Annotated in this window: 9 protein-coding genes; 1 reads left to right on the top strand and 8 read right to left on the bottom strand. The window is 37.7% G+C overall.

Annotated features, from left to right (window positions below; all coding sequences use genetic code 11):
• Positions 1 to 279 precede the first annotated feature (279 nt).
• Positions 280 to 1,416, top strand: a complete 1,137-nt coding sequence (locus tag IQ246_RS02540) for a nucleotidyltransferase family protein (RefSeq protein WP_193999818.1) — start codon at positions 280 to 282, stop codon at positions 1,414 to 1,416.
• Positions 1,417 to 1,513: 97 nt separating this feature from the next.
• Here the strand turns inward: IQ246_RS02540 and IQ246_RS02535 are convergent, their stop codons facing one another.
• From IQ246_RS02535 to IQ246_RS02500, 8 genes are all read right to left on the bottom strand, one after another.
• Positions 1,514 to 2,473 (bottom strand): glycosyltransferase family 2 protein, encoded by a 960-nt coding sequence (locus tag IQ246_RS02535; RefSeq protein WP_193999817.1) that lies wholly within the window; start codon positions 2,471 to 2,473, stop codon positions 1,514 to 1,516.
• Between the two features lie 67 nt (positions 2,474 to 2,540).
• Complete coding sequence (locus IQ246_RS02530) at positions 2,541 to 3,839, bottom strand: glycosyltransferase family 4 protein (protein WP_339379285.1); 1,299 nt, start codon at positions 3,837 to 3,839, stop codon at positions 2,541 to 2,543.
• The gene (locus IQ246_RS02525; RefSeq protein ID WP_193999815.1) at positions 3,826 to 5,082 is read right to left on the bottom strand and encodes an O-antigen ligase; all 1,257 of its coding nucleotides are present in this window, start codon (positions 5,080 to 5,082) and stop codon (positions 3,826 to 3,828) included. The genes IQ246_RS02530 and IQ246_RS02525 overlap by 14 nt, the downstream gene beginning before the upstream one ends.
• Positions 5,079 to 6,344 carry a glycosyltransferase family 4 protein gene (locus tag IQ246_RS02520; RefSeq protein ID WP_193999826.1) on the bottom strand — a complete coding sequence of 422 codons (1,266 nt, stop codon included), beginning with the start codon at positions 6,342 to 6,344 and terminating at the stop codon, positions 5,079 to 5,081. The genes IQ246_RS02525 and IQ246_RS02520 overlap by 4 nt, the downstream gene beginning before the upstream one ends.
• An 87-nt stretch (positions 6,345 to 6,431) precedes the next feature.
• The gene (locus IQ246_RS02515) at positions 6,432 to 7,598 is read right to left on the bottom strand and encodes a glycosyltransferase family 4 protein (protein ID WP_193999813.1); all 1,167 of its coding nucleotides are present in this window, start codon (positions 7,596 to 7,598) and stop codon (positions 6,432 to 6,434) included.
• 179 nt (positions 7,599 to 7,777) lie between these two features.
• Positions 7,778 to 8,923, bottom strand: a complete 1,146-nt coding sequence (locus IQ246_RS02510; protein WP_193999811.1) for a glycosyltransferase — start codon at positions 8,921 to 8,923, stop codon at positions 7,778 to 7,780.
• Between the two features lie 45 nt (positions 8,924 to 8,968).
• A complete protein-coding gene (locus tag IQ246_RS02505; protein WP_193999809.1) occupies positions 8,969 to 9,850 on the bottom strand; it encodes a glycosyltransferase family 2 protein in 882 nt (293 codons plus the stop codon).
• A 140-nt stretch (positions 9,851 to 9,990) separates the two neighbouring features.
• Entirely contained in the window at positions 9,991 to 11,016 is a 1,026-nt protein-coding gene (locus IQ246_RS02500; protein WP_193999807.1) for a glycosyltransferase family 2 protein, read from the bottom strand.
• Between the last annotated feature and the right edge of the window lie 4 nt (positions 11,017 to 11,020).

The raw sequence follows: 11,020 nt of genomic DNA, 5'->3' as shown, positions 1-11,020 counted from the left end.
GTGCAAGGACATACCCTGATTTACTCCAGGCATTAGATGCGGCATTCGCAGAAGTGACGATAGAGAATTTACTCGGTTGGTTTACTCACTGCTGCTACTGTACTTCAGAAGACTGATAACCGCTATAGACGTGTAGATTCCACAGAATGGTAAAAGCTCTCTTCTGCTGTTGTCGTTTTAACCGTTTCACCTTATAGTGTTGACTGGTCATAGTGTCGAATAAGTAAGCTCTGGATTTTAATTCTGGGCAAAAGAATGCAAATTTGATCTATAACTGTGATGGAAATCTTATCTCAACCCGATACTGAAAACCAAAAAATTAAAACTCATCGGGAAGTTGAGCTACTTATTTGTTGTGCCCGTACTCAGTTAGATAGCTCAACTATTGAGCGAATCAAAGCCTTAGTTCAACAAGATCTCAACTGGAGTTATATCATCCCAACAGCAGTCTTTCACAAAGTTATGCCACTGCTGTATCAAAATTTGAGTAATACTTGCCCCGAACTAGTTCCCAAACCTGCTTTAGCTCAACTACTGAGTTATTTTCAAGCTAATGTTAGACGCAACCTATCTTTGACTGGCGAGCTGATAAAACTCCTAAATCTGTTTGATTCACAGGGAATTTCCGTGATTCCGATTAAAGGAGCTATTTTAGCTGTCTCAGCCTACGGTAATATTGCACTTCGACAATTCAGCGACATAGACATCCTAGTTCGTCACCAGGAAGCTTTAAGAGCTAGGGATCTTCTTGTTTCTCAAGGATATGAGAGTTCATACAACTTTACTCGACAGCAGGAAGTCGCCCGGCTAAAATCTCCATTTTGTAAGGACAATAACTATCATCACAAGAATACCGGAATTAATATAGATTTTCACTGGAAACTTTTGCAAACATATCTATCATTTCCACTTGAACATGAATGCCTTTGGGAACGTCAAAAAAGTTTATCCTTAGCAGGCAAAATAATACTTAATCTCTCACCAGAAGATAATCTATTATTCCTCTGTGTACATGGTTCTAGAGATCGCTGGAAAAAACTGCAATTGATTAGCGATGTAGCCACACTAATCTGCATTTCACCAGATATAGATTGGGTATTAGTTATGAAGCAAGCCAATATGTTGGGTTGTAAAAGGAGATTATTTCTGGGCATTCTCTTAGCTAAGGATTTATTAGGGATAGAGCTTCCAGAAGAGATTTTGCAAAGGATACAGGTGGAGCCAGAGATAAAATCACTTACTATAGAAGTAATCGAAAAACTTTTTCGTCAAAATGACGATATCCCAAAAGTTTTTGATAAATCTTTTTTTGATATCAGAATTAGGGAACGTCTACAAGATAAAGTTCAGTACAGTATCTACCAGTCGATTTTAGTTATCGCTAGAAGCAATCGGCTATTCCCAGCCTGGATATAGAAGTTTGAGAAGTCATATTTTATCCCCGAAAGGGCAAAACGCTTATCTACCTAAGTATGAGATTTTACTGTGAATTGAAAATATGCAATGTTTATATTTATTCAAGACGTTTATCAAAAATTGAGTTAGACTCAGCAACTAAAGCATTAAGTGTTTTGCTTTTGATAACATCAGAGTATTTAGAGTAGATTAATTGCCAGTTTTTCATAGCTTGCTTTGGCACAACTTCTTTATTAAATAGCCTCATTCCGCCTACACCTATATCCCGTAAAAAATCCGAATTGTAAAATCCAACTTGATAGCCTGACAGCCATGCTCTGATGCAAATATCGGCATCATCGCATTGAAAGGGTGCAAACTCTTGACTAATACCTCCTAAATCTAGAACTTCTTTCCTTCTTAAGAACATAGGGGCACGATTAACATACTCTGCAAACATAAAAGGCAGATTGGCTTCACTAGTCAAGAATTTAGGCTTTTTGATAATCCTGTACTTGTTAACTCCTGGAGTTCCAGCAATATCTCCTTCCTCCTTATAAACCGAATCTTCACCTGGATTTACTATGTCAGGTGTTAAGAGATCTAATGCTAACCTTCCTCCCAAAATTACAAGTTTAGGAAAAGTTTCAAATAAACTTATGGCTTCTTCTACCCAAGCAGGAGAAGCTGGTGGAATATCATCATCTTGCAAAAGGATAATATATTCACCTCTAGCTAAATCGATTGCTCTGGAATAAGTTCTAACTTCGTATAAATCATTGCTTCTTATGAGGAAGTCATTTGGTTGGGTTAAATGCTCTATCCAATCTTTATATGAACCATCTGAAGATCCATCATCAATTACAATAATTTCATCGATAGGAGCAAGTCTTAGTGCGTTGATCAAACTACTTATGTTCTGTCTTTTATTGAAAAACTGTACAATGGCAGAAATTTTTGGCTTTTCATTATAAGTAAGCTCAGTTTCTGTCTTAATATTTGAAACTCTTTTAATCAGCGAAGATTTAGTAAAATTTATTAACTTGTATTTTAATAAAATTAAGATTTTTTTGATCATAATTTACCTCGTTTTTTATGGTAAAAACTTAGATTAAGAGAAAAATAAAACACAACACTTGATGTTGTCAAGTATTGCTTGCAGCTTTTTTAAGTATAAGTTGTTGATAAATATTAATCAATTGCTGATAATTGTCTTCAGAAGAATATTTATTTTTATATGAATCAAGAGCACCCTTGCTCATACTAAGCATAGCTTCATCATGAGTACTTGCCCATTTTATCTGCTGTGCCAAATCATGTGAATTTCCTGCCTCAAAGTACAAGCCATTTACTCCATCTTCGACGATTTCTGTTAAACCACCTAATTTTGAAACTAATACGGGTAATCCGCAAGCAAATGCCTCTGCGATCGTTAAGGGAAAACCTTCATACCAAATAGAAGGAAATACTAAAAGATTTGCATGTTGCATTAGCGATAAAACCACTTGTTTATCTTGAAAACCCAAAAATTCAATAACATGATAGTAGCCTGAATTCTGGACTTTTGTCTGCAATTTCTGGCGTAATGGGCCATCACCAACAATCTTTAGCGGTATATGCAAATTCTCCTGTATATAAGTATCAATTAAGATGGAAATCCCTTTTTCTTCAGATAATCTGCCAACGAAAAGCAGATACTGATCTCGTTGATAAACTTTAGCTGTAGCATCAGGAGAGAAAATAAAATTAGGTTTGACATAAATCTTTTCTCGCGGCAATCCAGCTTGAACCATTTTTTCTTTTTGAAATTCAGTAAAAACAATATAAGCGTCTACCCGTTCCTGCCAAGTATTTCGTAGTCGATGCCAGGTAATCATTGCTGTTACAACCGAGCTTTGTACGCGTGAGTTACGGTAGCAACCATACACAATACTAGGCCACGGTATCAGTTCACCGATGCAATCCTCACAAACTTTACCATTTCGAAAAGGCATTGCTTTGGGACAGGCAAGTCGGTAGTTATGAAGAGTTTGGACTACAGGCACTCCATGTTTATGACAAGCATCATATATAGAAGGAGAGAGCAGTGGAAAAAAGTTATGTACATGAACAATATCAGGGCGAAAGTGAATAATTTCTCTGCTGACTTGTTCTTTCGCTGAATATGAGTAAATCGCACTTACAGCAGTTGCAACTTTATCCCAAGCGTTTGTGATGTCTTGATTACTAACTTCCAGTAAAGATACGTGATGCTCATTAGCTTCCAGCAATAACTTCTCAGCCTTCACTACTCCGTCCTCACCGCCAGCAAATTGATAGCGGTTATGTAGCAGTAGAACTTTCATGAGGTTAACTCTCTCAATAGTTGAAGAAAAAAACGAATACATGCATGGTAAATCCAAGGCAATCCGACTCGTATTTACCGTATGTTTAAGGTTGTACACTCAGTTGTTCTAAACTGCTTGATACTAAAGACAATGTGCTAGTAGATTTTTTAATCATCTTTTTACGACGGCTCCCACTTCCAAGGGAAGCACCTACCAGTATCCCTAAAGGAGCCATTGAAAAGATATAAACTATAACGTTATCGCTAAGCATCCCTAAGGACACAGCTACCAAAGCAAGGAATGCTGCCAGATGAATATGAGCATTAGCTCTATCGTTTTGGTCTGCCCATTGCCAGTTTTGCCAAGTTTTGATTATTAATTGCCAATATCCTAAAAGCCAGAATGTTAAACCTATCAAACCGTAATCATGAAAAATTCGTAAGTAATCGTTATGTGGATGAATGAAAGCAGGACCAACACGTTCTCCCAAAACGATTCCTACGGAACCAGGACCCTTACCAATCCAAGGTGATTCCATGGCTGAGGCATAGGCAACGGGCCATGCTACATTTCGCCCAGATGTATTAATTTTAACTCCACCAACAGTAGCATTATCTCCTACGGAAGTAAAACGAGAACGTATGGGTTCTACATAGGTGAATGCTAAGTATGAAACAGTAGCTATTAAGGCAATAGTTAAACCCATACGCATCCAACCTTTGAGATCCTTCAAAGATATTTGAGATAAAGGGAACAGGAGTAAGGCTATGAGTAGTGCTGTTCGCGAGAAACTTAAAGCAATAGCTATGATTGTAAAACTTGCCCACAATAACCCTCCAGGCAAGTGATAGCGCCAAACTGCCAGATACCAAGCCATACCTATGATGGCAAATAAGGCAAACGATCGCGGACCCATGATCAAGCCTGTACCAGGACCAAATATCAGAAGACTCAGCCCATACAGCCCTACTGATATCTTAATCGCTCTTGGAAAACTCTTACTTATGTAGTTGGGTGGATCGAACGTTCGATTACTTTGTATTGTACTAAGTACTACAAATCCAACGAATGCTATGTATAACGACAGATTTTGGACAACAGTGACGATGGATGTAGATAATGTGGAGTAGTGCCAAAGCCAATCGAGCAAAGCAAATATGATAAACAAAACTAGCGAAGATACTACTAGCACTGCCTTGGGAATCTTAGAACGAGTGAACACCAAAATCCAACTGATTGGAGCTACAATCAGCGTCAGTATCCCTAAAGCAGTAATTCCGCCTAGGCGGAATATACGTAGGAAATCTGTCAGTCCACAAAGTAATAACGTTATAGATAAAATATTTTGATAAAAACTCATAATTTTCTAACCAATTTCACGCATAATTGATCTTGGGTTGAAATTTCTTCGTAAAGTTTAGCCAACTCTCGTCCTCTACTTTCCCAACTAAAAGCTTCTCTTACCCTCTGATGTCCAGCTTGTCCCATACGCACTCTTAACTCTGAATCACTACTCAAATGGGTCATAGCTTTAGCAATATCCCGTACTGCTTGCTCAGGTGTATGTGCTGGGATTTTAAAGCCAGTTTCCTCTGTAACCTGAACAGATGGGCCTCCTAAATCTAAACAAATCACTGGACGTCCTGCTGCCATAGCTTCCAAACAAACAAATCCCCCAGATTCATGCAAACTTGGATGAACTAGAATATGGCAATCCCCTATCTTATTCCAAGTCTGTTCACGAGAAAGATTGCCCCAAAACTTAACTCTTTCAGTAAGATCTAAATCTTCAGTCAATATTTCTAGTTGTTTACGTTCACTTCCTTCTCCTATAATCCAATACTCAGCATCAACTAGATTTGCTTGAGCAAATGCAGCTAATCCCAAATGAAATCCTTTCCAGTGCAAAAGTCTACCTACGCTAATAAACCTAATTGGATAATTGTCGGGAATTGCGTAATCTGCAAGGTTGGTTATTTCATCCTTAGATAAACCCAACTGGGAGTAAATTTTAACGTTTTTTGCACCTATATGGTATAGTCTTTTAGCCGTATCTTCAGTTGTCGCCCAGGCTAAAGCACTTCGTTGGGCAGTGAGGCGAACTAAGGGATCAAACTCACCAATCCAGCGAGCCAAATTTCGCAAAACCTCATACGCTTTCCCACCATAACTAAAGTTTTTCCAAAAGCTTTTGGGGGCTGATTCTCCACCGCCAACAGGGCCCCAAAGAAAAGGAATTGGAAGTAGTGAGACGAAGCTAGGGCTGGAATATCTCACATAAGTTACGTGATGTACAAGATCAAAATCAATATGTTTGTAGAATGAGCGGCCGACAAAATACGCCCAAATTTGCCAAAGGTAATAATGAAAGTAGACCCCTCGCTGTTTTCCTTTTCGCTGAGAACTCCAATCTAATACCCAGCCAAAAGGATCTAGGTAAATAAAGTGCAGGTTAGGCAGTGGGTTGCGTGCTAACTCAGTTTCAATACCTTGGCGGTGACAGTTTGATGTCAGTACCCAAATTTGGCAATACTTGCTCACCTCCCTGACAACATTCCACCCTACTCCTGGCTCCGAACCTTGTCCTGGTTCACAAGCATAGGCAGAGAACAAAACTTTAATGGATTTCATGCTTGATACGTTCACAAAACTATAAGTAGCTAATAAAGAGTTCCTTATTCATCAAACTTATTTATTGGATGGTTTAAATTAATGCTTTAAAACGAATGATTGAACGCCAGCTAGAAACTCTGCTGCTGCTTCCGGAGTATGATGTGCTATCAACTCTTGTGACTTATAGCCCATAGAGCTAATCAAATTTGGATTATCTATAAAACAACGCATAAGTTTAGCTATCTCTGTAGGAGCAGATGGATCAAAAATATAGCCATTGTCCCCAGGCAAAATCATTTCTGAAACTCCTGCATATTTAGAACACATTATAGGTTTACCAAACAGCATAGCTTCTAGCACCACCATACCCCAAATATCTTCTAAAGTAGGAAATATAAAAATATCTGTATTCTGAAAATATTCTCCCAAGCTACCGTAGTTAACCCATCCTTCAAACCTAACTCTGTTTTCCAAGCCACGCTCCCTAGTCCAGTTTTCAAGCTCTTGGCGTTGTGCGCCATCACCAATCACGATCAGAGTATAATCACGGCAACCTTGGTTTTCTAGTAGTAAGCAAGCTTCCAAGAGAAAGGTTAAACCCTTACGATAAATTGTCTGACCAATAAACAGAAAAACCGGATGTTGATTGTTAGATAAGTCTAAATTATTAACTATGCTAGATTGAAGAAGTGCCTGCTTGTCTGGAATTTGATAGGGTCTAGCAAAAACTCTAGCCTTGTCAACCTTTAAAACGTCCGTAAGATATTCTTTTCCACCTTGGGAGTTTGTAACAAAGGCATCCGCATTCTCCGCCATTAAACGTCTACTAAATATCCGAACTGGCGAATCACTCATGTCTATGTTGGGCGAGCTTCCACTGTATATAATAATGACTCGCCATTTTGTTAATGGCTTCAGCATGAGTACAAGAAGAGTCCATAGGGAAAGGCCCGTTACAAAGATGACTTGTGGTTTTAATTTTAGAAGGTGAGTAATTATTTCTAAAGGTAGTAATTGAATTATACGTTTGTACCCTGCATTCGTTTTACCAACAGAAATTTCTCTGTATTTACCTACTATGTTGACTTTAAAAGCATTTTCACAGCCTGGTACAAATCCAGGCCATTCTGAAGTAAATATTTCTATTTTGGGAACTATGTTATTAAGATTGCGAAGTACGGGCTGTATGTAAAAGCCTAGTTTCATGCTAGGACTAACCCAGGCTATTGAAGTATTTATGATTTCATTATCTACGGAATACATATTGGTTCAATCCATATAAAGAAATATTGAATTAGGATAATGTTAATTAAATGGGCAAAATTAAACCTAACTTCTTGAGAGAATGATTGAAAACTAAGATATTGGTAATTAGGCAAAATATCTTCGCTTTTAATTATAAAGTTTTAATTTTGTATGGATATTATTCTGATTTTCTAAAATCAATCAAAAGACTTCACTAGTTGTTGATACTGATCTAAAGCACTAGATGCAATCTTGTTCCAATCAAGATGCTCTAATGCATAACGCCGACCTTTCAGCCCCATTTCTTTCCAATCTGAACGACGTTCGAGTAACTCTATTAACCCTGATTGAATTTCTGATACCTCTGGTGCAACTACAACACCACAGCCACTTGCTTTAATGTGGGGCGCTATACCAGCCACTTCTGAAACTAACAGCACTCTCCCAGCTAACATTGCTTCAAGAGCAGCCAGGCTGAAGCCCTCAAAGCGAGACGGAACGCAGAAAACATCGTAATTCTTGATAATTAGAGGTGTAGGTGTTGAATAATCAGCAGGGAGAAATAAGGTTCTACTTGACAGTGAAAGCCTTGCTACCCTATCCTCTAAATTTTTCTTGTCTCCTTGGTCAGCACCCTGAATTATAAGTTTGGCATCAGTAGTTTCAACAATTTTAGCAAATGCATCAATCAGCAAATCTAGACCTTTATTATGAGTATCTATACGACCTATAAAAAACAATTTGGGAATGCTTTCTGTATTCCAGTTTAAGGAAGCTTCAGGATACACTTCATTAGGCAAAAAACCATTAGGTGCTGCTATAACACGAGTATTGACCTTCAAATCACGAAGAAATTTAGTATGCCGCATATCTAAGACTTGTACTGCTTTTGCCTGCCTCAGTACTTGTCGTTCTAAAAGATACCAGTATACCCACTTTAGTTGAGAATTTTTGCTAAAAATTGCAGGATTATAGGGATCATGCGGGAAAACTATATACGGTATATTGCATTTTTTCAATAAACGGGATATGGCGTAAATTCTAGGTTGGAATATACCACTTAAAATTACAAGGTTATTTTGATCTAAATTCTGGCTAATGAATTGTTTTAAACCAGTAGCAATCTTAAAAGACTGATTCTGATTAGGATTTGTAAAACATTGAATTTTGTATCCTTCTGGCATCTCAAATGAGCCATTACTCTCTCCTTCGCAAAGGATTGTAACTTCTACGCCACATTTTACGAGTCCAGAGGCAAGACCATGAACGGCTTTTTTAGTTCCCTCACTCTTAATTAGCATCATATCTGGCGGAAAACGCTTTGTATATATATATAGTTTCATTACTTCGCTCAACAACGTTTAATTGTTTATAACTTTAGTATTAACTTAATTCTTCAAAGCTTTTTCATTAGTCCAACCTAACCAGCCTTGCACTCTACCCTGAAAAGTGGCCCAATAAGACCTAACACTGTCTAGACGACCTTGAAGTAGTGATAATGCAACCCCTACCAAGGGACGACCCCAGTTGTAAATAACAAACCATAATGGAATGTTGTGCTTACGTAGTACCCGACCCCTACCCATAGCATAAGCATAAGTTTTGGAATAGGTTTTATCTTTGCTAATATTAGTTTGAATAAGTTCTGTTTGTATTAATTTTATTGGATGAGTCACAGTTACCATAGGGTCGTAATACAAACCTGTGTTGATAGCTCGTAACAAGTAATCAGTTTCTTCTGCTGAACCCCAAGGTGTATTTGCGCCAACTCCTAGACTTTCATCAAAGACACCGACCTGCATCACAACTGAACGACGGAGAAATATAGTGTAAGAAATTCCTCTTCGCCATACATTAAAACGGTTGATTGGCCCGGGTGGACTTTCTCCATGTCTACCGGAATCTTTACCTTGTTGATCAATAGAACGTCCTGTAAGACCATTCCATTCAGGATGGTTTGTAAAGAAGTAGGCTACATGCTCAAGGATATCCTGTGGGTAAGCACAATCATCATCTGGGAAGGCTACTATGTCGCCACTAATATGCTGCAACCCAACATTACGGGCGAGAGACAGCCCTTTTGCAGAACGCAAGTGCAAAAGGGGAAAGCTATTTTGATAAGGTTGGATGAATTTTAAAAGCCGATCATCAGGATTTTGATCTATGATTATCAACTCGAAGTTGCGGTAAGTTTGGGTATTAAGGGTTTGCAAAAAATACCCGACTTCGACAGTGCGATTTAAAGTAGCAAGAATCAGAGAAAACTTCATTACACTTTATACCAAAATACATCTGCAATCATTTTTAAAGCAATAATACTTAGTTAGTCAAAGTTTTTAAATTGAGATATCAGTACTATTTGAAAATGAACAAATATTGATTGTTATAGAATATGAATAAACAATAATATTTATGATGTAATTTCAATCTTCTTTGCTAGTTTAGTTAAACCATTTTTCAACTTACCTAAATTCTCGTGTGCCTTACGTCCAAACATTGTTCGCCCAAATATTGTTAATATCAATCCGGATAAGATGTAAGTTCCCGACATTGGCAGAAATTGTAACAGACTAAGTGTATAACGTAAAGCTAAAAGCCTTTGTCCTGCATCAACTGCCTTTCCTACCCTATTAACTTGTATTATTGATATTTTTAAACCTATAGACTCACGATATGCTTTGTATCCAAGACGTTGCTTTATAATTGGCCCCCATTTATTCTCAAAAATTTGAAACCCTGTTAAATTTGCTGATAAGTTACTTATAATTTGATTTCCATGAAAATATCTGATAATTAATGGTTCATTTACAGCCAAAAAATGATTATTAGCTTTAGCTAAACTTAGCCATAAATCGTAATCTTGGAAACTAGGTAAACTTTCATCGAAACCGCCGACATTTACTAAAGAAGATCGCTTGGACAGAAATAGGGACGTAGTAGAAGGTAACCATCCTCTCAATAAATTATTAAAAACATCTCCTTCGTGAGCAATCAAATTTGGCAGTTTTTTGCGTTGGACTGATTCGTAATATTCATAGCCTAGACAATAAACTACCGTAGCATAAGGATCATCACTAGATTGAAGACGAGCTAACTGCAATTCTAGTTTTTTAGGCAACCATTCATCATCACTATCTAAAAAAGCTACAAACTCTGCATGTGCTGATTGTATACCTTGGTTGCGTGCATGGCTTCCACCGCAGTTTTTCCCTAAAGCTATATATCTAATTCTGGGATCTGCAAATTCATTGACAACTTCGGCTGTATTATCTGTAGAACCATCATCTACAATAATTAGTTCAAAATTGGAAAATGTCTGTGCAAGTACGCTGGAAATTGCTCTAGGTAGTAAGTTAGCTCGATTAAAGGTTGGTATAATAACACTGACAATGGGTTGATTTTGGAGTTTTGTCTGTGTATTGTCTGAAAATTCCATCGTT

This window comes from aff. Roholtiella sp. LEGE 12411, from assembly GCF_015206995.1.
In the GTDB taxonomy this organism is placed as follows: Bacteria; Cyanobacteriota; Cyanobacteriia; order Cyanobacteriales; family Nostocaceae; genus Komarekiella.
Note: the sequence above shows the minus strand (reverse complement) of the source record. Positions and strands in the feature narration are given on the sequence as shown.